The sequence below is a fragment of the Nocardia sp. NPDC050710 genome (genome assembly GCF_040654375.1).
In the GTDB taxonomy this organism is placed as follows: domain Bacteria; phylum Actinomycetota; class Actinomycetes; order Mycobacteriales; family Mycobacteriaceae; genus Nocardia.
The window spans coordinates 186,500-210,224 of sequence record NZ_JBFAHV010000013.1 but is presented as its reverse complement, the minus strand read 5'-3'; the positions used below and the strand labels follow the sequence as shown (position 1 = coordinate 210,224).

Sequence of the window (23,725 nt, the reverse complement as noted above, 5' to 3'; positions counted from 1 at the left end):
CGCCGTCCGAGCCCGGCGCACCAGATGACCCGCACCGGTGTCGCCGGGACCCTCGCTCACGATCGTATGTTCAGGCACACTGAACATGATACATCGCCCTTGCGAAATCGGATTACAGAAGTACCAGCGGATTACTTGACAACTCCGCGAAGTGTAGTGACGATGGTCTCTACCTGAACGGCTACTGATCGAACGTACGGTGGATGTTCAGCTCCCTAGATAGTCAGCTCCCTAGATAGTCAGCTCCCTAGATAGACGGAAGGATGCGCGATGGCTGAGACTCCGGCCCTCAGTGGTCGGCTGCTCGCCGATCGCGCGACCGCGTCGGGGGTCGCCGGCTCAGCGGTCGACGCCGTGAGCATCGGCACGCCCGGACGTGCCCACAAGGATCTGTTCACACCTCGGCGCGACGGGGAATCTGTTCCCGTCGCAGCTGGGGGCTGTCGCCACTTTGCAAGCTCGAAGCCAACGGAGAGCCCATGAGACCCGCGCAGCAGTCGGCCCTGCCCGCTGCGGAACCCACTTCCGCCATGTCCCCCAGCGCGTACAACCGGCGATCCAGCCCTCTGCGCACAGGACTATCGCGATTAGACCTTCGCTACCATTCGCCGGTTCGCGCACCACCGGCTTCGGAACGGCGAACGCGTCGATCCGGTCCCCTGGCTTGCGGCGGGGCGCGGGTTGCCGGCGTCGTTCCCGGCAGACAGGTAAATGCGATCCGTATGTTGCTGCCTCTTGCTATTACTGCTACCGCCGGAGGTGTCTCAGACTAAGTTGAACCAAGGATTGATCATGAATTCTCACGAAATAGATATCGACAGAGCCGGGTTTCATGCGGCTATGGAAGCCCTGATGATGGACGATCCGCACCCCAGTGATTACTTCGAAGACCCCAGTGATTACTTTCGGGATTGCCCGTCGCGATGGCTGCGGAGAGCGCTCTACGCGTATGAATGGGCGAAGCGGACCTATCTCACTCAGAATCTTGGTTTCATGGAGTACCAGGAGCTTCCACGGCCGGGCGCAGCTCGTGAAGCCGTCCTACTTCATGAGGCTGGAGAACAAGAAGGACGGACATCGGCATGACTGCGTGGAGTTGTTCGGTGTGTCATACCCGCATGCATACGGTGTCCGACTACAGAAATGGCCATCATCGCGAGTGTGAGAATGGCACTGCCAAGCTCAATTCCGAAGACTTGGAAGCTCTGGCCCCGTGGCTCAATCCCCGCCCGTATCTCGAGTCCCATCCAAGAGCAGAAATTGGGGGAGCCTAGGTCACGTCTCATGCCACTGATTTGCCGTGGCAAGTTTCTCACCCATCAGGACTGCGCGAGAGTCGGTAGGTGAGTGGGCCCTGCGGCCCCGGTGGATGCCGAGCCTGTGGTAGCCGGACCGATCCCGGATGGATTCGCCTCCAGGTGAGAGTGTGCGACACTCTCGTCGTCCCGACGACGGCGTCGGGTGGTTCACAACGATGTGACCCTGGAGACGGCCCCGGTGGCTCGATCTGTCGCCCAGGTGGGCAGGGGCTCACGTGCCGACAACCACTGTTCCGGTATTCCGCGGGTCGTGCCTCGACTTCCGATCCCTGTGTGTGCTGCCACGATTCCACCGACGATCGCGGCCGTCGTGTCCGCATCCCCACCGGCCTCGACGCACGTGGTGACGGCGGCCGGATAGTCGCCGAGAAAGCTAGCGGCTGCCCATAGTGCGAACGGCACCGTGTCCTGGGCGCTGACCTGGGCGCCGTTGCCGAGCTCGTATGCCGCTTCGGCCACAGATCGCCCCAGTAACTTCTGGGCTCGACGGACACCGTTCGCGGTCCGACCATCAACCAGGTAGGGCTCGACCACGTGCAGTAATTCGCCAGGCGCGCAACCCTTTCCGCGAGTCGCGGCAGCATGACTGGCCGCAACGGCGATCGCCATCGCACCCACAATCGCTTCCGGATGCCGATGGGTAACCTCGGCGGACAGCGCGGCTTGCGCTGCCGCTCGATCCAGATCTCCGGCGAAATACGCCCCGAGCGGGGCAACCCGCATCGCAGCGCCGTTTCCCCACGATCCACGCCCGTCGAAAACAGCCCCTGCCGCTTCGGCCCAGGGGCGTCCGTCGCGAATCTCGTGTAGCACAACGACTGTGCCGGCACCGTAGCCGCGGTAGGGCTCACAGCGATCAGCGAACGTTGCCGCGAGCGCGTCGCGGTCGATGCGGCCGCGGTCGCGGACCTCTGAATACACCGAACAGGCCATCTCGGTGTCATCGGTCCATTGCCAAGGAGCCGCTGGCGGTCGCCCGGCGAGCAGATCGGCTACGGAGCGGCCGGGCACGAAGAACTGCGCACCCAGCGCATCGCCGACGGACAAACCCTCGAGGCTGTCATACGCGAAATCGGAAACCAGTGGCATACGGTGGCCAATAATGCCAACCGCAACCAGCTACCGCAACCCGCGAGAGCAAGCGGCAGAACGAGTTCAGAGCTGAAGTAGGAGTCGGACGAACTCAGGTAGTCGTGCGGTGCCGTACCCACGGCCCGCCGACGGCGGATCGTGTGCTCCGAAAGCCCGGTTCGAGATCCAGCACGTCCATATGGTCGAAAATTACGGCGTGGAACGTCCCACCATCCGGATTCCCCGCCCCGATACCGATGGTGAACCTTCCGACGTGCGGGTCGGAACCGGTTGTCCAGCCGAATGCGTACGACGCGAGTTCGCCTCCAGGGCCGACGAACTCGCCGAACGCCCGGCGATCCATGCCGGTCGCGTCCGGTGTCGGTACCTCGATCAGCCGACCCGCTGTGACTTGCGCACGCATGCGGCGACCCTAGCGCCACCCGGTCAGCGCTTCCAATCCGACTGAATCCGAGTCTCTCTGGACCGCAGATACTTGCCTCACGCGAGCAGAATTCGCGTATGCCGACGGCGGATCATTGCCGGTGCAGCGTCCCAGCGATATCACCGAGGCCGATCCCTGACATGCGGAATTCGAGCGAGTCGTCGGCGCGGAGCTCGAGGGTCGTGACGGACCCGGTATCGACACATTTGCTGCTGTTCCCGGACAGCCTTTCCTGAAAAGTCACGTCGGTGGAACTCACCGATTTGAGTAGCACCCGGCTCTCACAGTGATCCTTCGACCCGAACTTTGCGGTTTGCGACAACGTACCGACTTCCTCGCCGACACGACCGGCGCGCAATGTGAGAAGGATGTCGAACGACAGGCCCACCGGGTCGCTGATGGATCCAGCCCAGGTTCCGGCGTATCCGCCGGGTAACACCTCGGCCGAGGGTCCGGCTGTGGTGGTTTCGCCACCGTTGACGATATCGAAGACTTTGATCCCGGCCACGGTCACACCGGCGACAGCGGTGCACGCAGCGACGATTGCGCTCAGGATGATCAGCACGCTCTTGCGAGGCCGCGGTGTACGCGCCGGTTTCGGAATGGCCTGGGCACGTTGAGAAATCACCTCGTGGGGAGCGGCGGTGAATGCTGACGGCCGGGACCGGCCGCGCTGGGTCGGTGGCGGCATGGCGGGGGCGGGTTGTGTGGATGCCGCCGAGGCGAGGGCTCGCTGGGCAACCGCCGCGAGCGCGCGGCAGCTCGGCGGACGATCGCCCCGGTCCTTCGCCAGCGCGTATGCGATGACCTCGTCGAATACCGGGGACACTCCCGCTTCGCGCGCTGCGGGCGCCCGGCTGGGCCGGGGTATCGGCGCATAGAGGTGCGCATGCATCAATCGCTTCGGTGCGGTCCCGACATACGGCGGCGATCCGGTCAACAGGTGGTAGAACGTGCAGCCGAGTGAATACACGTCCGCGCGAGCATCGAGGTCGGCATCCGAGTCGAATTGTTCGGGCGCGGCGTAGGGGAAGCTCGCCAATAGGGTGCCGGTTCTGGTGAGCCCCTGGGTGTCCTCGAGCACCTTCGCGATGCCGAAATCGGTGAGGACCACCATTTCGTCCTGATCCCGAGGGGGACGGCCGAGCAGGATATTTGCGGGTTTGACGTCCCGGTGCAGTACACCGCTTTCGTGGGCGAAGTCGAGCCCCTTGGCGACCTCGGAAAGGATCCGAACCGCCCGCTCGGCCGATAGCGCACCGTATGTCTGTAACACCGTGGCAGCGTCGTCGCCGTCGATGTATTGCATCGAGATCCACAGCTGGTCGTCTTCGCGGCCACGGTCGTAGACGGTGACGATATTGGGGTGTTGGAGCCGTGCGACGTGGTCGGCCTCCCACAGGAACCTGGCACGAATATCGTCGTTGCCGGTCAGGGTCCGATCGAGCAGCTTGAGCGCGTCGAACCGCGGCAGGCGGGGATGGCGGGCCAAATACACCGAGCCCATACCGCCCGCACCGAGTCGGCGCTGGATTACATAGCCCGCGAACACCTGGCCCGAGGTCAGTTCCGGCATACACACCATTCTTGCCCCAGCAGACCGCCCGCAACTTCGCTACTGGCTCTGGCAGCCGAAAATTTCGCGCTCTAGCGTGGTCACGCAGACCGAGTTCACGGTCCGGGGTGGCATCGACTTCTGGACCAACTTGGACACCGGCGAGGCGCGTCGTGGCGATGTACCGATTGCGGCTTACGACCCGAAGGCCCTCTACATTGTCCAGCTCATCGAGTCGGATAACGGGCGTGATGTCACCGGTGACTACCGGCGCCTCTACAAGCAGGCGCTGGACGGCCAATGGGCGCTGGCACTTTCCCGCACCGTCGGGCAGCCGGACGGCGCCCGGGTCGCTGCGCTGACCACGTTTCAGGCGGGGACGGGCTCCATGGCGGCCTCGTCGAAGGGCGGATAGCTGTCGCTGCCCATTCGCTCGGCCGTGTCGATGTAGTTGGCAAGAGCGTCGCGGGATCGAGCGAGCTTGTTCATCTGATCGTCCAGTCGCTGGAGTCGTGATCGCATCGCGGCCAGCAACTCGGGACATCCGGGCAGCTCCGGGGCCTCTCCGACCGCACAGGGCAGCAGGTATGCGATGTCCTCGGAGGACAAACCGGCACCGAGCAGGTGCCGGATCTGCTGCACCCGCAGCACCGCGTTCTCGTCGTAGTCGCGGTAACCGTTCGCGCCGCGGTCTGCCTCCAGCAGGCCCTGGGCTTCGTAGTAGCGCAACTGATGGGCATTGACGCCCGTCCGACGACTCAGTTCCCCGATCCGCATCGAAACCTCACTTGACCTTCACACCGGTATCAACGTTGATGATGCTGCCATGAACAACAAAGCCGAAACACCCGTGACAGTCATCGGTCTCGGACTGATGGGCCAGGCGCTCGCCGGTGCGTTCCTGAAAGCCGGACATCCCACAACCGTGTGGAACCGTACGACGTCCAAGGCCGACCAGTTGGTGGCCGACGGTGCACGGCTGGCGCCAACGATCGGCGACGCGCTCGAGGCAGGTTCCCTGACGATCATCTGTGTCACCGATTATCAGGCCATGCACGAGCTGCTCGACGGGGACGATATCGAGCTGGACGGCACGACGTTGATCAACCTGACCTCGGGCAACTCGGCCCAGGCCCGGGAAGCCGCCCACTGGGCCGAGCAGCGCGGCGCCCACTACCTCGACGGCGCCATCATGGCCATCCCGTCGGTGATCGGGACCGCCGAGGCGGTGATTCTACACAGCGGGCCGCAGTCGGACTTCGAGGCGCACGAGTCGACACTCGACGCGCTCGGCACCGTCACCTATCTCGGTGCGGACCATGGGCTGGCGTCCCTCTACGACGTGGCGGGTCTGGCCATGATGTGGAGCGTCCTGAACGCCTGGCTCCAAGGCACGGCCCTGCTCAGGACGGCCGGTGTCGACGCCGCGACGTATGCGCCGTTCGCGCAGCAGATCGCCACCGGTGTGGCCGAATGGCTGCCCGGGTACGCCGAGCAAATCGACAGCGGCTCCTTCCCCGCCGAAGTGTCGGCGCTGGAGACCGACGCGCGGGCGATGACACATCTGATCGAGGAGAGTGAGGCGGTGGGGGTCAACGCCGAACTGCCGAAGTTGATCAAGGCGATGGCCGACCGCTCGATCGCCGCCGGACACGGTGGGGAGCAGTATCCCGTGCTGATCGAAGAATTCGGCACACCCCGCAACGACTGACCGATCCCGGCAACAGGATGGGCGCTTCGTGAGCGCACGGCGTGTTAAGCCGGTGTGATCGCGGTGCGGATCCGGGCGACGAGGTCATCGAGCCGCCGCTGATGTGAACCGCTCCAGTAGATCCGGCCGCAATCCGGGCACTGCCGGAAGGTGTCGTAGTAGTGGCGGGTGAGTGGTTCGAGCCGATCGATGATGTCCTGTTTGGCCACTTCGGTGACGACGCCGCCGCAGCGCAGACAGCGAGTGAACGGTGCGAGCCGATCGGCTAGGTCGAGTCGGCGAATAACCTCGACGATCTGCTCGAACGGCCGGTCGGAACGCACCAGCACGCCGTGGGTCACAGCGCGTCTCTTGAGAAGTCCGTGGTCGCGGGTGAGCAGGATCCGATGCTCGGCGGCGGCGGTCGCGGCCAGCGCGGCGTCGTCGGCGGCCCAGTCGCAGCGGGTGTCGAGCCCCATCAGCCGCATGAGCCGCGCGAGCCCGCCGAGATTGACGTCGACGATGAAGCGTGGATCGCGCAGCGGGCGGGGACGGACCCGGGTGAGCGGCCCGATATCCAGTGTCTCGAACATCGGGTAGGCGGCGAGCCGATCGCCCGGCTGTGGATGGTGACCGAAGTCGACGGATTCGCCGTTCACCAACATCAGGTCGACCTCGGTGTGCGGGATTCCGGCGGCCTCGACGATATCCTTCACCGTCTGGTGCGGCCGGATCGGCCGCAGCTGCGCCGCATAGCGCGCCTCCGGGTAGACGAAGTCGTTCAACTCGGCGTATACGCGCAGTTCGACACTGGCGGTCATACAACCATTGTCATCCCGACAGTTGACCGGAGATCGGGGTTTTCCTGAGACGGACCGGCTTATTCGATACCTTCGGGCGGGGGCGGCGAGGATGGTGAGGATGCGAGTGGCAACGGTCGATACAGAGTCGGTCCCCGATCGGGTAGGCGCCGAGCCGTCGCTCGATGCGGGCGTCCAGCATTGGAACCCGTTCGTACGCATCGCATTTCGGTTCTGCTTTGTGTACTTCGGGCTGTTCTGCCTGGTGTACCCCCGGATCATCTCCGAGTTCCTCGGGCTGGCGGGCCGCCTGCTGCCGGAGTCCGTGCCGTTCTGGCTCGCGCGCCTGTGGGGTCCGCTCGTCGAATGGACCGGCGAGCATGTGTTCGGCACAGACGCTGCCGCGCACGAGGATTCGATCAGCGGTGACCAGACATTCCTGTGGGTGCTGCTGTTCTGCATTCTGATCGTCGCGGTGGTCGCGACCGTCATATGGACCGTTCTCGATCGGCGCCGCCCGAACTATGCGGCGCTGAGTGGTTGGTTCCTACTCTTCGTCCGGCTCTGCCTTGCCGCGGAGATGCTGGCATACGGGCTTTCCAAGGCCATCCCCAACCAGATGCCGCCACCCGCGTTGGCCAGGCTGCTCGAACCATACGGGGAGTTCAGTCCGATGGCCGTGCTGTGGACCCAGGTCGGGGTGTCGCAGCCCTACGAGATCCTGCTCGGCACCGCGGAAGTGCTCGGCGGCATGCTGCTGTTCCTCCCGAGAACGACGACGGTGGGCGCGCTGCTGAGCCTGGTGTGCACGATGCAGGTGTTCGTACTGAACATGACCTACGACGTCCCCGCGAAGATCCTGGCATTTCACCTGATGCTGCTGTGCTCGATGCTGCTGGCTCCGGAGGCGCGCAGGCTGGCGAATGTGCTCGTGCTCGACCGACCCGCCGATCGCTCGACTCGGCGCCCGCTGCTGGGCACCGCGCGCGGGAATCGGATCGCGGTGGGTTTACAAGCCGCACTTGGCATCTGGCTGCTCGTCTCGGGCGTGTACGCGAGCTGGGACGGGTACCGTGACCACGGTGCGGGCAGTAAGGAGCCACCGCTGTACGGGATCTGGACGGTGGCGGAATTCAGCATCGACGGCCAGCAGGTTCCCGCTGTAGTCACCGATGAGAATCGCTGGCGGCGTGTCGTTTTCGATCGGCAGAACGCGACCGTCCAGCGAATGGACGGCACCTTGGTACCGGTGATCGCCATAGTCGACACGAGCGCACACACCATCGCCATGGTGCTGCTACCCACCGCGCCGGGGGCGCAGCCGACTCCTTTGGGCGCTTTCACTTTCGATCAGCCCGCACCCGATCGCCTTGCCATGGCCGGACAACTGAACGGCCGCTCGGTGAGCATCGACCTGCAACAGCTCGACCCGAATACCTTTCCCTTGCGTAGCCGCGGTTTCCATTGGGTCCAGGAATACCCGTACTTCCGCTGAGATGAGGAGCTACCGGGAGGGTACCCCCGTCTGGGTCGCGTCCGACGGTGATCGGCTCGTCGTCTGGACCCACCCGAATACCGGCAAGGTCGAGCGCATCCGGCGCACGAGCGGCGGGCCGCGACTCAGGCGGATTCGGCGAGACCGGCGGAGCGCCAGGTATCGGCGAGGTCCTGGAGGGGGAGGTCGAGCGCCTGGCTCAGGGCGACGACGGTGCCGAAGGCGGGGGAGGGGAGACGTCCGGTTTCGATTTTGCGCAGTGTTTCCGGGGAGATGCCCGCGGCGGTGGCGACCTCGGTGAGGTCGCGGTCCGCGCGGGCCGCGCGCAACCGGCTGCCGAGGCGGCGACCGGCTTCGATCTGGGCGGGGGTGAGCGGGAGGCGGACCATGCGCCCAGGGTACGAGTGGTATTTAAATACCGCAAGCCGTGCGGACTCCGGCTCGGTTGGTATAAAAATACCGCCATCGGCTACGCTGGTATAAAAATACCGAGTGGAGGTCGTCATGGTGGAACTGAAGTCGCCCGCGGAGATCGAGCGGATGTGGGTGACGGGACAGTTCGTCGCGCAGGTGCTCGCCGAACTGCGCGAGCGCGCCCGCGTCGGCGTCAACCTACTGGAGTTGGAAGCGCATGTGCGGGAGCGTATTCGGCAGCGCGGCGCGCAATCGTGCTACTGGGATTACGCACCGTCCTTCGGTCGCGGACCGTTTCGCAACACCGTCTGCCTCTCGGTCAATGACGCCGTTCTGCACGGACTTCCCTTCGACTACGCGCTCCGCGACGGCGACGTATTGAGCGCCGATCTCGCGGTCGGCATCGACGGCTGGGTGGCCGATTCGGCGACCACGGTGATCGTCGGCACCCAGGCCGCGCCGGATCAGCGATTGGTTCGCGCCACCGAGGAAGCGCTCGACGCCGCTATCGCGGTCGCCCTGCCCGGCAATCGAATCGGCGATATCTCGGCCGCCATCGCCGCCGTCGCCAATGCCTACGGTTACCCCGTGAACACCGAATTCGGCGGGCACGGACTCGGCCGCACCATGCACGAGGATCCGCACATTCCGAATGCGGGCAAGCCAGGGCGCGGCTATACGCTGCGCCCTGGTCTGACCATCGCCATCGAGCCGTGGTTCGCCCGCACTACGAACCGGATCTACACCGATCCCGACGGCTGGACGATTCGCTCGGCCGACGGCTCACGCACCGCCCATTCGGAACATACCGTCGCTATTACCGAGGATGGCCCCCGAGTCCTCACCCGCGCCGCCTGACCGCCGCGCCGCCGGTCTGAAAGTGACAGGCGATCAGTGTGTTTCGGTGAGCCACCGCTCCAGGTCGGTTCCTGCGCGGAGTTCCTCGGCGATTATGGCGCGCTCGTCGGCGGACAGTTCGAGTGCGCGGATCTCGGCACGGAATCGGGCGGAGCGGTCGGAATCGTCCATGGCGATGGACAATTCGGCGAGCATGGCCAGGGCGCGGGCGCGGTCGAGCGGCGGTGCGATGGCGGCGAACCGGCCGAGTCCGACCTCCAGGACCCGGGTGGCGGCTTTGTCGTCGTTCTTGAAATCGCGCAGGATGCGGGCATTGTCGAGGACCCGGGCCAGGTCCTCGAGGTCCCCGGAGCCGCCGTATTCGGGCTTCTGGGGTTCGTTGCGCTGGATGAAGACGAGGGTGTTGCCGTCCGGGTCGACGAGGCTGAATCTGCTTTGGCCCGTGCGGAATCGGGTGATGCGGGGGCAGCCCTTGGCGGGGATCTTGCCATAGCGGGTACGTAGTGCGGCGGTGAAGTCGCGGTGCACGGCGGCCACGTCGTCGACCATGACGAGGCAACCGACGCGTTCGAAAGGGAATTCCAGGCTGCCGGGGGCGGAGCTGAAGTGGAGCGGGCAGCCGTTGCGCTCGATGGCGAGGTAGGTGTACGGCCGGGTCTGCTCGTGGGTGACGGCATATCCGAGGGCGCGGTAGAAGTCGAGGGTTTCGGTCGGCGTTGCGGTCCAGAGCATCGGGACCGGGGTGTCGCCCATGCGTTTCCTCCACGGATCGGGGCTAATCAAATTTGATTAGCCCAGGCTAGGGCTCGATTCTTGTGGAAGTCAAATTTGAGTAGTATGGGCGCTCGGCCATGCTGGCCGTGTGATGTCCGGGTGAGGAGGCCGACATGTCCGCCGTGCGCCTGCTGGTGCTGGGCGTTATCCGCAAGAAGCAGTCCGCCCACGGCTATGCCGTGCGGAGCGAACTGCTGTCCTGGCGCGCCGAGACATGGACCAATGTCAAACCGGGGTCGATCTACCACGCACTCAAACAGCTCACCGCCGAGGGCAAATTGAGCACCTACGGCACCGAGAGCAGCGATAAGGGTCCGGGTCGCACCCTGTTCGCGCTGACCGAGGCGGGTGAGTCGGAGTTCCGTGCGCTCATGGATGCCGCGCTGGTCAGCGTCGATATGGAGGAGCTCGGTGCGGGCATCGCCTTCATGGACGCGCTGCCCCGCGCGCACGTCATCGAGAAGCTGCGCGAACAGCGCCGCAATAGCGCCGCCATCCGCGACGAACTGCTGGCGATGATTCCCAGCTTTCCCGGGCGTTACGAATCGCCGCACGCCACAGACCTTCTGGAGCTGTGGAGCGGTGTCTTCGACAATCTCTCCGGCTGGACCGGCAGCGTGCTGGCCCGTTTGGAAGCGGGCGAGTACCGCATGTCCGACTGACCGAACGGGACCGCGGCCCACCAACGCGCCTATCTCGCATCCGATATCGGGTGCGAGATAGGCGCGTTGGTGATCAAACCTCGACGTGCGCGCTTCGTCGCGGCAGCACCGTGCAGAGCACGGCGCAGGCGAGCAGGGCGGCGATCACCCAGGGCATCGCGGCGTCCATGGCATCGGCCAGTCCCGCGTCGACATTGCGGAAGAAGACGGTGCCGACCACGGCCACGCCCAGTGCGCCGCCGAATTGCTGTGCCGTGCTGAGGATTCCGGACCCCGCGCTGGCGATATCGGCGGGTACGGCGGAGAGCACGACATTGGCCAGCGGCACGATCAAGAATCCGAGACCGGCGCCCGCCACCAGCAGGCCGGGCACCAGCGCCCAAGCGCCGGTGTGCTGGGTTTCGGCGTGATGCACCGCGTACTGAACCCAGGCGAAGCCGCCTGCCATCATCAGCGCACCCACGATCAGCACCCAGCGGCCGAAGCGCACCGCGAGCCCGTCGGCCGGGGGCGCGGTCAGGAAGCCGCCCGCCGCGAACGCCGCCGTCAGCACGCCCGCCTGCCAGGGTGTATACCCCTGCCCGCCCTGCAGCCAGATCGCGAAGATAATGAAGAAGCCCTGCATGCCGATCGAGAACAGTAGCTGCACAACCAGTCCCACCGAGAACGCGGGCAACCGGAAGACGCGGGCGGGCAGCAGTGGCACGGTCGCCCCACGGCGGGTCTCGGCGATCGCGATACCGGCCACCGCCAGCAGTCCGGAGGCCAAGACCAGCCAACCCCACAGCGGCCAGCCATTGGCCTGTCCCTGCACCAGGGGATACACGATGGCGACCAGGCCGCCGGCGAGCAGCAGACTGCCGAGCAGGTCGGGGCGGCCCGCCGAGCGTGCGGTGGTCGGTGGCACCAACCACGCGCCGAATACCAACACCAGCACCGCGACCGGGACATTCACCAGGAAGATGGAGCGCCAGCCCCAGCCGAACAGGTCGGCGTCGGTCAGCGCGCCGCCCGCGAGCAGGCCGATAGCGGACGCGAATCCGGCGATGGCGCCGTAGATTCCGAATACGGCGCCGCGTTCCTTGCCCTGGAACAGGGTGCGGAACGAGCCGAGCACCTGCGGCACGATCAGTGCCGCGGCCACACCCTGGATTCCTCGCGCGGCGATCAATTCCGTTGGGCTCTGCGCGATTCCGGAGGCGAGACTGGACAGGCCGAAGGCGCCGGTGCCGATCAGGAAGAGGGCTTTGCGGCCGTATCGGTCGCCGAGATGTCCGGCGATGATCAGGGTGGCGGCGAAGCCGAGTAGGTAGCCGGAGACGAGCCATTGCAGCTGGCCGCCGGTGGCGTGCAATTCCTCACCGATGGAGGGGAGGGCGACATTGACAATGGTCACGTCCAGCAGATCCATCAGGGCGGCGACCATCATGACGATGGCTGCCGGCCAGCGCATGGGGTGTGGGCGGTCCGTCGTGAGCCCGGTGTCCGGGCTGGTTTCGATGGTGGGCATGCGAATCTCCGAGGAAGAAATTTAGTTCGTTCGGTCGAACGAAATATTACGCACAACGTAGTGCGCCGCGCAAGACCTTCGTTCGGCCGAACGAAATATTTGCTAACCTGAAGCGGTGTCCACGAATGCGAAGCACGAGCAGGCCGACCCGCGCCGCGCCGAGGTGATTGCGGCGCTGGACGAGGCGGGGCGGGAATCGAGCACGGTGACGGTGCTGTTCCACAACGCCGTCGCGGCCAGGCGCGGTCTCGGCGGGACCGACACCAAAAGCATCGAACTACTCATCCGGCACGGACCGCTTACCGCCAAGGAACTCGCCGAGCGCAGTGGGTTGGCGCCCGCGTCGGTGACCGGATTGGTCGACCGGCTGGCGCAGCGTGGATACGTGCGGCGGGTTCCGCACCCGACGGATAAGCGCCGGGTGGTGATCGAACTCTGCGCCGATGCCGTATTCGGTGAGCTGGCCCCGCTCTACGACGATTGGGCGGCCGATGTGCACGAGTTCTATCGTGAGTTCAGTACCGAGGAGCTCGAGGTGGTCACGAGGTTCCTGGTCGGGGCGACCGTTCGGCAGCGTGCCGCCGCGGTGCGCCTCGGAGCCGAACTGCCTGATACCGCCGCGGCGGCGGGTGGATGAACTCCCGTGCGATTCTGCTGCCGACCGTGCACCCGGCCGCATCCGGGCCCGCCCATTAGGCTGACCTCATGACCAATACGTTCGGGGCCGTCGGCGCCGCGGATTACGTTCTGCTGACGACCTTCCGGAAGGACGGCACGCCGGTCGGCACGCCGCTGTGGGCCGTGGCCGACGGCGACAAGCTCTACATCTGGACCGTCACCGACAGCTGGAAGGTGAAACGCCTGCGCCGCAACCCCGCGGTCACCGTGCAGGCGTGCGATGTGCGCGGCAAGCCGCGTGGTGAGGTGATCGAGGGGACCGGCCGGATACTCGATGCCCAGGGCACCGGGCGGGTCCGGAAACTGTTGATGCGCAAGTACTTCATTCTTGGTCCGCTGACCATCCTCGGCAGCAATCTGCGCCGCGGTAGATCAGGAACGATCGGTATCGAAATCACTCGGACCGCCTGACGACCTGCGGTTCGAGGAATCCGTAGCGCGGAATCCGCAAGTCGGGGAGGGCGATTGGGGGGAGTGTGGGGCGAAAGGCACACCGGCTCGGATATCCTTCCTCGGGCACCGGGGTAGTCCACAGGCGGACCTCATGTTTCGGCCCTGCCCCGGGGGGAGGGAACGTGATGACGGTACCGACGCGACAGCCGAATACCTCTCGTCCGTACCCGGTCGCCGATTATTCGGCGCACGGGCAGAAACCGGGGTCCGACCCGAATGGTTGGGTGCCGGTGATCATCGCCGGTGTCGTGGCCGCCGTCGCAATCGCGATCGCCGGTGTGATCGCGGGTCTGGTGATCGTCAATATCCGGGAATCGGCGACGCCCGCTCCCGCGCCCAAAACCGCAGTGTCCGCGCCCATGGCGACCGTTCCGGTGGCCGCACCAACCACCCCGCCGGTGATCAGGACGACCGTGCCACGTACTACCGCCGCGGCCGCGCTGGAGAATCTGGACCCGATGGCCGTGCAGCGCGGCGTGGTACAGGTGCTCGGTGAGTCGTACGGGTTGGAGGATGTGCGGGAGGTGAAGTGCCCCGGTGAACAGCCGGTGGTGGTCGGCACGGCGTTCGACTGCTCGGCCAAGGTCGACGGGGTGAAGAAGACGGTCACCGTGACCGTCACCGACCGCGACGGCACCTACGAGGTCAGCCGCCCACACTGATACCGCGGGTGGGCGGAACTCCATCGAGATCCGCCCACCCGAGCCGCGAACGCCCGTCGGGATTACCGCGCGGGCGTTTTGGTCGTTCGAGGTCAGGTGGCCTGGCTCACCGACGACATGTGGAAGTCGGGAATCCGCAACGGCGGCATGGCGGTTCGGGTGAACCAGTCCTTCCATTCGCGTGGCAGGGTGGTCTCGGTGCCGCCCGCCTCGGAGGCGCGGCGCAGCAGATCCAGCGGACTTTCATTGAAACGGAAGTTGTTCACCGCGCCGACCACCTCGCCGTTCTCGATCAGGTAGACGCCATCGCGGGTGAGGCCGGTGAGCAGCAGTGTGGCCGGGTCCACCTCGCGGATGTACCAGAGCGTGGTCAGTAGCAGTCCGCGCTCGGTGCGCGCGATCATTTCGTCGAGGGTGGCCTCGGAACCGCCGGTCAGCAGCAGATTCTCGCCGGGAACCGTAGTGGGCGCGTCGAACTCGGCCGCGGTGGCGCGCGGGTAGATCAGTGATTCGACGACGCCGTCGCGCAGCCAGTCGACCCGTCCGGCCGAGAAGCCGTTATCGAAGACCGAGACCGACTCCGAGGAGGCGCGGGTCGCGACGAACGGCTGATATTCGAGTCCGCTCGCGCCCGGGTCGGAGTACAGGGTGAGCGGAATGTCGGTGAGCCGCTCGCCGATTCGGGTCCCGCCCGCCCTGGCGAAGGCGGAATGTCCCTCGTGGGCGCCGCGACCCTCCATGGTCCACGCCATGTAGATCATCATGTCCGCCACCGTCGAGGGCGGCATCAGCGTTTCGTATCGACCGGCGGGCAGGTCGATCTTGTTCTTCGCCCAATCGAGCCTGCGGGACAGATCGGCGAGCAGGCCCGGGATATCGACATCGGTGAAATCAGTGGTGCCGACACCGACCCATGCGCTGGCCAGATCTGCCCCCTCGCCGCGCTTTCCATTGATCTCGACCGAGCCGGTGGGCTGGACGAAGCGGCGGCGGATGCCGGTGGAGGTGCCGAGCCAGGTGGTGACCAGCCTATGTTCGGCGAAGCCGTAGAGGCGGTCGGTCCCCTCGAATCCGATGGCAAGGTCGCGAGCGAGATCGGTGAAGACCTCGATGCCGGTGGCGGCCGGGGCGGCCGACCACTCGTCGTCGGTTGCCTCCGGCTCCACTAGCGGCATGGCGTCTTTCGCGGGTTCGGCGGTGCGGGCCGCCGCCTCGCTCGCCCGCACCACCGCTTCGATCTCGTCGGGGTCGACACTGGTGGAACTGATGCTGCCGACCCGTGCGGCTTGGGGGCCGTCACGGAAGATGGAGATCACCGCCCAGTCACGGAAGACGGTGGAACCGTTGGTGGTCATCGAGTTGCCTGCCCAGCGCAGCGTGGCCTCGGAGCCGTCGGAAACGATCACCATTGCCTCGTCGGCCCGAGACAGGGCGAGCGCCCGTTCAACCACTTCGCCCGCTTGCAACAGAGCACCCGTGTCGCCGCTTGCCTCGCTCACTGGCCCGCCTCCGTCCGGGTGTTGAGAATGTTGATGCCGCGCACCAGGATCGACGGGCAGCCGTGGCTGACCGCGGCGACCTGTCCGGGCTGGGCCTTGCCGCAGTTGAAGGCGCCGCCCAGCCGCCACGTGGACGGTCCGCCGACCGCTTCCATGGCGCCCCAGAAGTCGGTGGTGGTGGCCTGGTAGGCGACATCGCGCAGCTGGCCGTCCAGTTTGCCGTCGCGGATCCGGAAGAAGCGTTGCCCGGTGAACTGGAAGTTGTAGCGCTGCATGTCGATCGACCACGATTTATCGCCGACGATGTAGATACCGTCCGCTACCCGGGAGATCAACTCCTCGGTGGCGGTGTCGCGCTCCGGATCCGGTTGCAACGAGACATTCGCCATGCGCTGGATCGGCACGTGGTGCGGGGAATCCGCGTAGGAGCAGCCGTTGGAACGGTCGAGCCCGAGGCGGGGCGCGAACACCCGGTCGAGCTGGTAGCCGACCAGAATGCCGTCGCGGACCAGATCCCAGCGCTGGCCCGCCACCCCCTCGTCGTCATAGCCGACGCTGGCCAGGCCGTGCCGTTCGGTGCGATCACCGGTGACATGCATGATCGGGGTGCCATAGCGGAGCGTGCCGAGCTGATCCGGGGTGGCGAACGAGGTGCCGGCGTACGCGGATTCGTAGCCGATGGCGCGGTCGTATTCGGTGGCGTGGCCGATGGATTCGTGGATGGTCAGCCACAGGTTCGTCGGGTCGATCACCAGATCGGTGCGGCCCGGGGTGACACTGGGCGCCTTCACCTTCTCGGCCAGCCAGGCCGGGATGCGCGCCAGTTCGTCATTCCAGTCCCAGATTCCGTCGGCGCCGGTGACGTACTCCCAGCCGCGACCGGCCGGGGCCGCCAGGGTACGCATGGTCTCGAAAACGCCCGCGGCGGAATCGACGGTGGTGGCCTCGAATTGAGGGTGCAGACGCACCCGCTGCTGGGTGATGCAGGAGCCCGTGGTGTCCGCGTAGAAGGTCTGCTCCTTGACCTGTAGCACGGAGGCGGTGACATGGTCGACGCCGTCGGCGCCGGACAGACGCTCCGAATAGTCCTGGAGCAGTGCGACCTTGTCGGTGGTCGGCACCGCGAACGGATCCAGGTCGTACGCGGAGGACCAGCGCACATTGTCGTAGACCGGTTCGTCGGCGAGTTCGACGCGTTCCCGGTTGAGGGATCGCAGCGCCGTCGCGACCATCACCGCGCGGCGCGCCACCTCGGCGGCGGTCTGCGGGGTGAGTGCGGGATGCGAGGCGAAACCCCAGGTGCCGTCGACGATCACGCGCACCGCGAAGCCGAGATCGGTCGCATCGGTGACCGATTCGACGCGGCCATCGCGCAATCGGATCGACTGGGTGACCAGGCGGTGCACCCGCAGGTCGGCGTGCTGGGCGCCCGCCGCCCGTGCCATGGACAGCGCGGCGTCGGTCAGCGCGGCCAGTGGTAGCGCGAGGAATTCGGCGTCGATGTTCGCCGTCCCCGCCGAATCCTCGGAAGTCGCGATGCTCACCTCGCATACGCTACCGGGCGTGCCGTGGGCCGCCTCGCCGCACGCCCTGCACAACCGCATGAATTGCACAGCGGCGCACGACGAACGGCACGCGCGAAACCCGTGGTTACCGCAATGATGGCAGCGGATGCCGTACTGTGCCCGCGTGCCGCCATCCGCCCTCCGCGACCGTAAACGGGAACGTACCCGCCGCGCTCTTCTCGAGGCTGCTGTCGAGCTCTTCGAGACCAGAGGTTATGACGAAACGACGGTGGCGGACATAGCCGCCGCCGCGGACGTGGGCACCCGCACCTTCTTCAATTACTTCGCAAGCAAGGAAGAATTGCTCTTCCCCGAGCCGGACGAGCGGGTTCGCGCGGCGGTCGCCGCCATCGCCAGCCGTCGGGTGGGCGAACGCCCCGTCGAGGTGCTGCTACGCGCCCTGCGGGCCGCGGGCGACAATCCCGGTGAACACCTCGTCGACAATCTCAACGCCCGCATCGCCGCGGTGCGCGCCCAGGTTTCGCGGACCGTGCCCGCGGTGAGCGGCCGGGCCGCGCACGCGCAACTGGTCGCACAGCGCGAGATCGGCAGGCAGTTACACGCCGCATTCCCGGAGGAGTTCGACGAGGTCGGCGCCGCCGCCCTGGTCGGCGCGGTGGTCGGTGCGGTCTCCGGTGCGCTCACCGTGCTGTTCCAGCAACCGAATTCGGGGCCGGAGGACGGCGAGCGCCTGCACCGCCAGATCCATGAGACCACGTCGAAGGTGCTCCAGCCGTGGTTGGCTTCGAGCCGCGCACCGCATTACAAGCCGGTGGGCTGATCGGGCTCGGTCAGTCCGCGAACTGCTGCCAGCCCAAGCGCAGGACCATGGCGATGACGACGACCAGCAGCACGATGCGAACGAACTCGGCGCCCTTGCGTAATGCCATGCGGGAGCCCGCGATCGCGCCCGCGACATTCGCCACCGCCATGGCCGCGCCGAGCGCGAACATGATGTGGCCGGTGGCGCCGAAGAAGATCAGCGCGCCGATATTGGAACCGCAGTTGATCACCTTCGCCATCGCGGCGGCGCGCACGAATTCGGTGCCGAGCAGGGTGGCGAAGATGATGATCAGGAAGGTGCCGGTGCCGGGGCCGAGCAGGCCGTCGTACAACCCGATCAGTCCGGCGGCCAGTGCGACCACCAGGACTACCTTGCGACGGGTCGGTTTATGGGTGGCCATGGTGACACCGATGGACGGGCGTAACGTCACGACGATCGCCACCCCGACCAGCACCACCATGATGATCGGGATGAACAGGTCGCGGTCGATCAGCGACACCGCGGCCGCGCCGACCGCGGCGGCCACCGCGGCGATACCCGCGGCGGGCAGCAGGATTCGCCACTGCAACGGCACCTTCCTGGCGAAGGTGATCACCGAGGCGCCGGTGCCCGCCACCGCGGCCATCTTGTTGGTGCCCAGTGCGGTCTGCGGGGCGATTCCGGGCGCCACCAAAAACAGCGTCGGAAGGATGATCAAGCCACCGCCGCCGACCACCGCGTCGACCCAGCCCGCGGCGGTCGCGGCCACCAACAAGGCCGTCCAGTCTGCAAAATCCACCCCGACAGACAACCAGACATCCCATGTTTCGCCGTGCGTGGGATGGATCCGGCGGATGGACACCTAGGCTGAACCCCGTGCGCAGATTCAGTCTGTGGCTTCGCGGCAAGCCCCTCGTAGCGGATTCCATCCTGGCATTCGGGCTGCTCCTGCTGGATATGACCGGTATCGGAGACAGTAACGAGAAGGTCGTCTACCTGGTCGTCGGTGGGCTGCTGCCGCTGCCGATCGCCTTCCGTCGCATCTATCCACGGGCCATGGCGGTCCTCATGCTCGCGCTCACACTGTGCAACTCGATGCTCGGTTACCTGCTCGACGATGCCGCGGTGCATCCCGCGCTGCTGGCACTCGGCATCATGCTCTATACCCTCGTCGCGTATGTCGGTCGCCGCGAGGGTTTGCTGTTGTTGATCGGCTTGGCGCTGGACACCGCCTTGTCGATCACCCTGCTGGATCAGCCGGTCTTATCCACGCTCGCATTCATCTCGGTGTTCTACGCGTTGTGCTGGACGCTGGCCGAATTCAACGGCGCCAGGCACGCCTACGATGCCGAGGTCGCGGCCCGGCTCGCGGTCGCCGATTACGACCGCGAGCGGCGTACCCACGATGCGGTGTCGCTGGAACGCACTCGCATCGCCCGCGAACTGCACGATGTGGTCGCTCACGCGGTGAGTGTGATCATCGTGCAAGCCGACGGCGCCAAGTACGCGCTGCGCCGCGACCCCGACGTGGCCGAACAGGCACTCACCACCATCGCGAGCACCGGCCGCGACGCGCTGCGTGAATTGCGCCGCACCGTCGCACTCCTACGCATCGAGCACGCCCCCGACCAGCTGCCGCAGCACGGTACCGCGGGGCTGGCCAAGGTGGTGGAGATGATGCGCGGCACCGGGCTGGCCGTCGAACTCGAGCTGACCGGCGAACTCGACAGTATCGCGCCCGAGGTCAGCCTCGGTGTGTACCGCATCGTCCAGGAATCGCTGACCAACACCCTGCGCCACGCGGGCCCACACCCGAAGGCATGGGTTCGCGTACAACGTCGCGAGACCGACATTCTGGTCGAGGTCACCGACACCGGTGGTGTTCCGGTACACGGCCCGCCCGGGAATCAGATCAAGGGCAGTGGACTCGGGTTGGTCGGCATGCGTGAACGCATCGCCGTCCTGGGCGGAACGCTCGAGACGGGACGCGCGGCCGACGGAGCCTGGCGCGTCCACGCGACCATCCCGCTCAGCCCCGGTCTCCCGGAATAGGGTTCACCATCGAGTCCATGAGGGTGAAATGCCGGTCCACGGCGGCAGGGTTTCGGCGAGCTGGACGGGATGGGCGACCGCGATCGCCGCGGCGGTCACGGTAGGAGTAGATCTCGAACACGTTGCGCGGCAGCGACATCCACCGCGATATGCCGGAGCGGCCCGGCGCCCGCGGAGTGGTCGGCCCGCTCCCACCATCGGGCCGGAACGACCCGGGTCTGTTCGTCGGTGCCGAGTGGAACACGAGAGTCGCTGTCGGACATCGCCTTCCCCCGGATGTGTTCGTTCGAGCCGAAAAGGCTATCACGAGATACCGACAAGAAGCGAAACGCGCGAGCACAGGGTATTCGAACACCCATCGGCGAGGGCTCGCGCCGTGGCGGAGAAGTCAGCCTCGCCGTAGGAGCGCGAAAACCCGCTCGACGGTGCCGTTAGATTGGGAGCGTGCCGATCACCGTGCTCGTTGTCGACGACCAGGAACTCATGCGTATGGGCCTGAAGATGGTGCTGGGTGCGCACCCCGACATCGAGGTGATCGGCGAGGCCGAGAACGGGGCCGCGGCGGTGTCGCGGGCCAAGGAACTGCGGCCCGATGTGGTGCTGATGGACGTGCGGATGCCGGTGGTGGACGGGGTGACCGCGACCGGGCGCATCGTAGAGGCGGGCGACGGCTGCAAGGTTCTGGTGATGACCACCTTCGATCTGGACGAGCACGCCCTCGGCGCGCTGCGCGCCGGTGCCAGCGGCTTTCTGCTCAAGGACACCCCGCCCGAGGATCTGATCTCGGCCATCCGCAGCGTGGCGGCCGGTGACGCGGTGGTGTCGCCGAAGGTGACCAAGCGCCTGCTGGACCGGCTCATCGCCGACGATCCCGGCGGCATGCGCGACCCGGGGGTACTCGACGTGCTCACCGCGCGCGAACGCGAAGTGCTGGAACAGATCGCCGCCGGGCGTTCCAACGCGGAGATCGCCGAGCAGCTGTACCTGTCGGAAGCCACGGTGAAAACCCACGTGGGGCGGGTCCTGACGAAACTCGGACTGCGCGACCGGGTGCAGGCCGTCGTGCTCGCCTATGAGACCGGGCTGGTCCGCCCCGGTGGCTGAGATCTCAGCGAGCTATCAGGCTCGGACGGGAGAAATCTCGACCCCCCCGACGTTGAACCGGGTAGATCGTCCGAAAGGAACGCCATGCCCGCTCTGATCTTCGTGCTCTACGTGGTCATCGAGATCGCCGCGCTATTCGCCGTCGGCCAGCTGCTCGGCGCCGTGCCCGCCATTCTGCTGCTGATCGCGAGCTCCGCCGCGGGCATGCTGCTGATCGGCTCGCAGGGTCGGCGCGTCTTCGAACAGTTCCGTCGCGCCGGCCGGGGCGAGATCGATCCCGGCACCGCGGTCGCCGACGGCGCCCTGGTCGCCGCCGGCGGCTTCCTGATGTTCATTCCCGGCCTGGTCACCGGCCTTATCGGCCTGCTGTTCCTGCTGCCGCCCACCCGTTTCCTGGTCCGCCCGGTGGTGACCGCGCTCGCCGCTCGCCGCTTCGGCAAGCTGGCGGCCGCCCGGCCTTACAGCGGCGTCGTCATCGACAGTGACGACGTGATCGACGGCGTCGTAGTCCAGCAGTGGTACGACGACGGACATGGCTCCGGCCGCCGCGCCGTCGGCCCGGCCTGAGTCCCGCGCGGTGTCCGACCTGAACCGCTGAAATCCGCATACGGCAGACTGATCCCCCGTGAGTACCCAGTTGCTGATCGGCGGTCGTATCTACAGTTCCAGTGCTCCGGACGCGACCGCGATGGCGGTCACCGACGGGATGGTGGTCTGGCTGGGGGCCGAGAAGCCGGGGCGTGCGTTGCATCCCGACGCCGAAATCATCGAACTCGACGGTGCGTTCGTCGCGCCCGCATTCGTCGATCCCCATGTACATGTGACGGCACTCGGCCTGCAACTGACGGGCCTCGATCTGTCCGCGGCCGAATCCCTGGACCGATGCCTGGCATCGGTACGCGAGTACGCGGCGGCGCACCCCGGCGGCGCGATCCTGGGCGACGGATGGGACGAGACCCGGTGGCCCGAGGGCAGGCCCCCGACCGTCGAAGAACTCGACGCGGCCGCCGGCGCGGGCAGACAGGTGTATCTGGCCAGGGTGGACGCGCATTCGGCGGTGGCCTCCACCGCGCTGTTGGATGCGGTGCCGGAGGTGAAGTCGGCGACCGGGTTCCGCCGCGGGGAACCGTTGCGGGCGGCCGCCCACCACCTGGTGCGTACCGCGGTGCTGGCGGGATTGGACCGGGCGCAACGGGATCGGGCCCGGCGCGCGGCATTGGACGCGGCCGCAGCGCACGGTGTCGCGGCGGTGCACGAATGCGCGGGCCCGGAGATCGCGGGCCGCACCGATCTACGGGAACTGCTGGAATTCGAGCACGGCGTCGAGGTGCGGGCGTACTGGGGCGAGGCGGTACGCGACGCGGACCAGGCGCGAGCGCTGGTCGCCGAACTCGGCGTCCATGGCCTCGGCGGTGACCTGTTCGTCGACGGATCGCTGGGTTCGCATACCGCGTGGCTGCGCGAGCCGTACGCCGATGACGCCGGCTGCGGACTCGGCTACCTGGACGTCGACGCGATCACCGCGCACCTGCGCGCCTGCACGGAGGCCGGGATCCAGGCCGGTTTCCACGTCATCGGCGACGCGGCCATGGCCGCCGTCGTCACCGCGCTGGAACGGGTAGCCGACGCTCTCGGTGGACCGGCCGTGGCCGCCCGCGGGCACCGCATCGAACATGCCGAAATGCTGGATGCCGATCAGATCGCCACGCTCGCCGCCTTCGGTGTGATCGCCAGCGTGCAGCCGGGATTCGACGCCGCATGGGGCGGCCCCGACGGCATGTACGCCGCCCGCCTCGGCGCCGACCGCGCCGCGGGCCTGAACCCCTTCGCGGCCATGGCCTCCGCGGGTATCGCCCTCGCCATCGGCTCCGACGCGCCGGTCACGGCCCTGAATCCGTGGGCCGCCGTCCGCGCCGCCGTCAACCACCGCACCGCGGGCCACGGCATCTCGCCGCGCGCCGCCTTCGCCGCCGCTACCCGCGGCGCCTGGCGGGCGGGCGGCATCCGCGACGGACTCGCGGGCACCCTCGTTCCCGGCGCCCCCGCCTCTTACGCGATCTGGGAGGCCGAGGAACTCGTCGTCGCGGCGGCCGCCGATACGGTTCAGCGCTGGTCCACCGACCCTCGCTCCCGCGTCCCCGGGCTCCCGCCACTCGCCGCGGACTCCCCACTGCCGCGCTGCCTGCGCACCGTCCACCGTGGAGCCACGATCTATGCGGCTTGACCTCGACTCCAGCGCCGCTGGCTGTCCGCGGCGCGTGATGAGCTGTTCGGCCTCGCCATCGGTGACCCCGGTGATGGATGTCGCGCGGGCCGGGTGGCGGGAACACCGCCATGTGGGGATGCCTCGACTATG

General features: G+C 66.8%; 26 protein-coding genes. 14 read left to right on the top strand and 12 right to left on the bottom strand.

Going from position 1 to position 23,725, the window contains the following annotated elements; all coding sequences use genetic code 11:
- The first annotated feature begins 792 nt into the window (after positions 1–792).
- Positions 793–1,086, top strand: a complete 294-nt coding sequence (locus AB0H61_RS22570) for a hypothetical protein (RefSeq protein ID WP_357307552.1) — start codon at positions 793–795, stop codon at positions 1,084–1,086.
- A 380-nt stretch (positions 1,087–1,466) separates the two neighbouring features.
- Here the strand turns inward: AB0H61_RS22570 and AB0H61_RS22565 are convergent, their stop codons facing one another.
- The 3 genes from AB0H61_RS22565 to AB0H61_RS22555 form a co-directional block, all read right to left on the bottom strand.
- Positions 1,467–2,408 (bottom strand): ADP-ribosylglycohydrolase family protein, encoded by a 942-nt coding sequence (locus tag AB0H61_RS22565; RefSeq protein WP_357307550.1) that lies wholly within the window; start codon positions 2,406–2,408, stop codon positions 1,467–1,469.
- A 94-nt stretch (positions 2,409–2,502) separates the two neighbouring features.
- On the bottom strand, positions 2,503–2,814 hold the full coding sequence (locus AB0H61_RS22560; RefSeq protein ID WP_357307548.1) for a hypothetical protein: 312 nt from the start codon (positions 2,812–2,814) through the stop codon (positions 2,503–2,505).
- 112 nt (positions 2,815–2,926) lie between these two features.
- Positions 2,927–4,411 (bottom strand): protein kinase, encoded by a 1,485-nt coding sequence (locus AB0H61_RS22555; RefSeq protein ID WP_357307546.1) that lies wholly within the window; start codon positions 4,409–4,411, stop codon positions 2,927–2,929.
- 76 nt (positions 4,412–4,487) lie between these two features.
- On the opposite strand from AB0H61_RS22555, the gene AB0H61_RS22550 reads away from it, so the two are divergent.
- Positions 4,488–4,805, top strand: a complete 318-nt coding sequence (locus AB0H61_RS22550) for a hypothetical protein (RefSeq protein WP_357307544.1) — start codon at positions 4,488–4,490, stop codon at positions 4,803–4,805.
- On the opposite strand, the gene AB0H61_RS22545 is transcribed toward AB0H61_RS22550, so the two are convergent.
- Positions 4,760–5,167, bottom strand: coding sequence for a MerR family transcriptional regulator (locus tag AB0H61_RS22545; RefSeq protein WP_357307542.1), 408 nt, complete (start codon positions 5,165–5,167; stop codon positions 4,760–4,762). The two genes, AB0H61_RS22550 and AB0H61_RS22545, sit on opposite strands and share 46 nt — an antisense overlap.
- Positions 5,168–5,216: 49 nt before the next feature.
- Here AB0H61_RS22545 and AB0H61_RS22540 point away from each other — a divergent pair, with 49 nt between their 5' ends.
- Complete coding sequence (locus tag AB0H61_RS22540) at positions 5,217–6,101, top strand: NAD(P)-binding domain-containing protein (protein ID WP_357307539.1); 885 nt, start codon at positions 5,217–5,219, stop codon at positions 6,099–6,101.
- Positions 6,102–6,145: 44 nt separating this feature from the next.
- Here AB0H61_RS22540 and AB0H61_RS22535 read toward each other — a convergent pair whose 3' ends face one another.
- Positions 6,146–6,901: a Mut7-C RNAse domain-containing protein gene (locus AB0H61_RS22535; RefSeq protein WP_357307537.1), complete on the bottom strand. Its 756-nt coding sequence runs from the start codon at positions 6,899–6,901 to the stop codon at positions 6,146–6,148.
- Positions 6,902–7,001: 100 nt separating this feature from the next.
- Between AB0H61_RS22535 and AB0H61_RS22530 the strand changes: the two genes are divergently transcribed.
- Positions 7,002–8,375, top strand: a complete 1,374-nt coding sequence (locus AB0H61_RS22530) for a DoxX family protein (protein ID WP_357307535.1) — start codon at positions 7,002–7,004, stop codon at positions 8,373–8,375.
- A 125-nt stretch (positions 8,376–8,500) separates the two neighbouring features.
- Here the strand turns inward: AB0H61_RS22530 and AB0H61_RS22525 are convergent, their stop codons facing one another.
- Positions 8,501–8,764 carry a helix-turn-helix transcriptional regulator gene (locus tag AB0H61_RS22525; protein ID WP_357307533.1) on the bottom strand — a complete coding sequence of 88 codons (264 nt, stop codon included), beginning with the start codon at positions 8,762–8,764 and terminating at the stop codon, positions 8,501–8,503.
- A 115-nt stretch (positions 8,765–8,879) separates the two neighbouring features.
- On the opposite strand from AB0H61_RS22525, the gene map reads away from it, so the two are divergent.
- Positions 8,880–9,647, top strand: coding sequence for a type I methionyl aminopeptidase (gene map, locus AB0H61_RS22520; RefSeq protein WP_357307531.1), 768 nt, complete (start codon positions 8,880–8,882; stop codon positions 9,645–9,647).
- Between the two features lie 33 nt (positions 9,648–9,680).
- Here the strand turns inward: map and AB0H61_RS22515 are convergent, their stop codons facing one another.
- Complete coding sequence (locus AB0H61_RS22515) at positions 9,681–10,400, bottom strand: glyoxalase (protein WP_357307529.1); 720 nt, start codon at positions 10,398–10,400, stop codon at positions 9,681–9,683.
- A gap of 134 nt (positions 10,401–10,534) precedes the next feature.
- On the opposite strand from AB0H61_RS22515, the gene AB0H61_RS22510 reads away from it, so the two are divergent.
- Complete coding sequence (locus AB0H61_RS22510) at positions 10,535–11,083, top strand: PadR family transcriptional regulator (protein ID WP_357307528.1); 549 nt, start codon at positions 10,535–10,537, stop codon at positions 11,081–11,083.
- 73 nt (positions 11,084–11,156) lie between these two features.
- On the opposite strand, the gene AB0H61_RS22505 is transcribed toward AB0H61_RS22510, so the two are convergent.
- A complete protein-coding gene (locus AB0H61_RS22505; protein ID WP_357307526.1) occupies positions 11,157–12,593 on the bottom strand; it encodes an MFS transporter in 1,437 nt (478 codons plus the stop codon).
- 115 nt (positions 12,594–12,708) lie between these two features.
- Between AB0H61_RS22505 and AB0H61_RS22500 the strand changes: the two genes are divergently transcribed.
- The 3 genes from AB0H61_RS22500 to AB0H61_RS22490 all read left to right on the top strand — a co-directional run bounded on the left by AB0H61_RS22500 (position 12,709) and on the right by AB0H61_RS22490 (position 14,386).
- Positions 12,709–13,230 carry a MarR family transcriptional regulator gene (locus AB0H61_RS22500; RefSeq protein WP_357307524.1) on the top strand — a complete coding sequence of 174 codons (522 nt, stop codon included), beginning with the start codon at positions 12,709–12,711 and terminating at the stop codon, positions 13,228–13,230.
- Between the two features lie 68 nt (positions 13,231–13,298).
- On the top strand, positions 13,299–13,682 hold the full coding sequence (locus AB0H61_RS22495; RefSeq protein ID WP_357307522.1) for a PPOX class F420-dependent oxidoreductase: 384 nt from the start codon (positions 13,299–13,301) through the stop codon (positions 13,680–13,682).
- Positions 13,683–13,849: 167 nt separating this feature from the next.
- On the top strand, positions 13,850–14,386 hold the full coding sequence (locus AB0H61_RS22490) for a DUF4333 domain-containing protein (protein WP_357307520.1): 537 nt from the start codon (positions 13,850–13,852) through the stop codon (positions 14,384–14,386).
- A gap of 92 nt (positions 14,387–14,478) precedes the next feature.
- Here AB0H61_RS22490 and AB0H61_RS22485 read toward each other — a convergent pair whose 3' ends face one another.
- Both AB0H61_RS22485 and AB0H61_RS22480 read right to left on the bottom strand, forming a co-directional pair.
- On the bottom strand, positions 14,479–15,855 hold the full coding sequence (locus AB0H61_RS22485) for a metallopeptidase TldD-related protein (protein ID WP_357307560.1): 1,377 nt from the start codon (positions 15,853–15,855) through the stop codon (positions 14,479–14,481).
- Between the two features lie 26 nt (positions 15,856–15,881).
- On the bottom strand, positions 15,882–17,330 hold the full coding sequence (locus AB0H61_RS22480; protein ID WP_357307558.1) for a TldD/PmbA family protein: 1,449 nt from the start codon (positions 17,328–17,330) through the stop codon (positions 15,882–15,884).
- Between the two features lie 244 nt (positions 17,331–17,574).
- On the opposite strand from AB0H61_RS22480, the gene AB0H61_RS22475 reads away from it, so the two are divergent.
- Positions 17,575–18,231 (top strand): TetR family transcriptional regulator, encoded by a 657-nt coding sequence (locus tag AB0H61_RS22475; RefSeq protein WP_357307518.1) that lies wholly within the window; start codon positions 17,575–17,577, stop codon positions 18,229–18,231.
- A gap of 10 nt (positions 18,232–18,241) precedes the next feature.
- Here the strand turns inward: AB0H61_RS22475 and AB0H61_RS22470 are convergent, their stop codons facing one another.
- Positions 18,242–19,012, bottom strand: a complete 771-nt coding sequence (locus AB0H61_RS22470; RefSeq protein ID WP_357307516.1) for a TSUP family transporter — start codon at positions 19,010–19,012, stop codon at positions 18,242–18,244.
- Positions 19,013–19,089: 77 nt separating this feature from the next.
- Here AB0H61_RS22470 and AB0H61_RS22465 point away from each other — a divergent pair, with 77 nt between their 5' ends.
- On the top strand, positions 19,090–20,265 hold the full coding sequence (locus AB0H61_RS22465) for a histidine kinase (RefSeq protein WP_357307514.1): 1,176 nt from the start codon (positions 19,090–19,092) through the stop codon (positions 20,263–20,265).
- 95 nt (positions 20,266–20,360) lie between these two features.
- On the opposite strand, the gene AB0H61_RS22460 is transcribed toward AB0H61_RS22465, so the two are convergent.
- The gene (locus tag AB0H61_RS22460; RefSeq protein ID WP_357307512.1) at positions 20,361–20,528 is read right to left on the bottom strand and encodes a hypothetical protein; all 168 of its coding nucleotides are present in this window, start codon (positions 20,526–20,528) and stop codon (positions 20,361–20,363) included.
- Positions 20,529–20,709: 181 nt separating this feature from the next.
- On the opposite strand from AB0H61_RS22460, the gene AB0H61_RS22455 reads away from it, so the two are divergent.
- The 3 genes from AB0H61_RS22455 to AB0H61_RS22445 all read left to right on the top strand — a co-directional run bounded on the left by AB0H61_RS22455 (position 20,710) and on the right by AB0H61_RS22445 (position 23,593).
- Entirely contained in the window at positions 20,710–21,369 is a 660-nt protein-coding gene (locus AB0H61_RS22455; RefSeq protein WP_357307510.1) for a response regulator transcription factor, read from the top strand.
- Positions 21,370–21,453: 84 nt separating this feature from the next.
- Positions 21,454–21,936, top strand: coding sequence for an FxsA family protein (locus AB0H61_RS22450; protein WP_357307508.1), 483 nt, complete (start codon positions 21,454–21,456; stop codon positions 21,934–21,936).
- Positions 21,937–21,994: 58 nt separating this feature from the next.
- Positions 21,995–23,593, top strand: coding sequence for an amidohydrolase family protein (locus AB0H61_RS22445; RefSeq protein WP_357307506.1), 1,599 nt, complete (start codon positions 21,995–21,997; stop codon positions 23,591–23,593).
- The last annotated feature ends 132 nt before the right edge of the window (positions 23,594–23,725 follow it).